Genomic DNA, 1,549 nt, shown 5'->3' on the forward strand with positions numbered 1-1,549 from the left:
AAGGGCGGCCGTGCCCTGCTGGCGGGTCGACCGGTCTCGTAGCGCCGCTTGCGCCTCCCGCCAACGGCTGTACGCCTCGTCCCACAACACCTCGGCTTCGCGGCAGGCGTCCGCGGTCCGATGCCAGCGCGACGCTTCGTCCGGGTCACGCCGACCGCGTGCCGTCTCGGCGTCGGCGAGTTCCTGCATGGCGTGCATCCACCGCCGGACGTACTCCGGCTTGCCGCCGCGTTCCGTGACGATCTCGGGGTACCGTTCCCGCAGCTCGCGCAGCCGGACCAGTTCTTGCGCCGGGTCCGTACCCCGATCGCGGCATGCCTGGGCGAGGTCCGCCAGCGCCCGTGCGGCGAGCGGGAGCAGGGCCTCGGAGTACAGCGGCGGCGGGTCCAGGCTCAGGCCGTGCAGTGCCAAGTCGATGGCCCGCTCGGTGTCCCCGGCGGCCACCGCGAGTTCCGCTCGCACCGCGTCGAAGGGGAACGCCAGGTATTGGGCGCAGTCGGCGATCAGCTCTTCGGCTCGGGCGGCGTGTGCCGCGGCCTCGGCGTGTCGCCCTTGCCGGCTGGCCAGTAACGCGGCGACGTTGCGGGCGCGCGCGTCGCCCCGGGTGCTGGGCCGGGCTCCGAGAGCCACCCGGAGTCGCTCGAGACAGGTACGCCAATCGCCGGCTAGCAGCAGGGCCTCGGCCTCGTTCGAGCAGATCTCCGAGACGTGGCTGTGCGGGCCGCCGATTTGCTCAAGATCTTCGCGGCACCGGCGGACCTCGTCGATGAACACTCTCGGGGACGGCCCGTCCACTGAATTGCCAACCCAATAGGTCGCAAGGAGTGCGAGGTCGGGATCGTGGGTCCGGACGCCGATCACCTGCGCCTCACGGGCGGCCGTGACCGCGGCGGCGAGGTCCCCGCTCATGCCGCGGGCCACCGAGACGGCGACCAGGGCGTACCCGATCGGCTGTGCCCAGCCGCCGGCCTGCGCCAGCCGCAGGGCTTCCTCCGCCTTGGCGATGCCCGACTCATCTCCGTGGAACAGCAGGTCGGTGGCCAGCTCGGCCGTCGCCAACGCGTACTCCCGGCTGTCCGGGTGCCCGGCGCAGAGACGCACGGCCTCGGCCGCATCCGCCACCCCGGCGAACTCGATACCGAGCGCGAAACGCAGGACCACGCGCCGCACCAGCAGTTCGGCGCAGGCCAGCGGCTGGGCTACCCGATCGACCTGGGTGAGCAACTCGTCGATTGCCGGTAGCTCGTCGGCGGCCCGGCCTGCTCGTTGCGCGGCGTGGCGGATGCGGTGCAGCAGGTCTACAGCTGACACCTCGGCGTCGGCCGGGCGCAGCCGCAACGCCCGGCGCAGCAGCCTCACCGACTCCGCGGCGCCGCCACTCGCCTCGGCTGCGTCGGCGGCGAGCAAGGCCCATCGGTAGGCCGGCTCGTGCATGCCCGTCTGGTAGTAGTGGTCGGCGCGGTCGATCGGGTCGGTGGCGGTCTCGGCGAGCTCTGTGTGAAGGGCACGCCGTTCTTCGGGGAGCAGGGTCTCGACCAAGACCTCGGCG

The 1,549-nt window shown here is 72.5% G+C and carries 1 protein-coding gene; it reads right to left on the reverse strand.

Annotated features, from left to right (window positions below; all coding sequences use genetic code 11):
* Positions 1 to 1,434, reverse strand: a 1,434-nt coding sequence (locus Ari01nite_RS49345) for a hypothetical protein (protein WP_203791676.1), incomplete at its 3' end; no start/stop codon positions are given.
* Between the last annotated feature and the right edge of the window lie 115 nt (positions 1,435 to 1,549).

The sequence above is a fragment of the Paractinoplanes rishiriensis genome, from assembly GCF_016862375.1.
Lineage (GTDB): Bacteria > Actinomycetota > Actinomycetes > Mycobacteriales > Micromonosporaceae > Actinoplanes > Actinoplanes rishiriensis.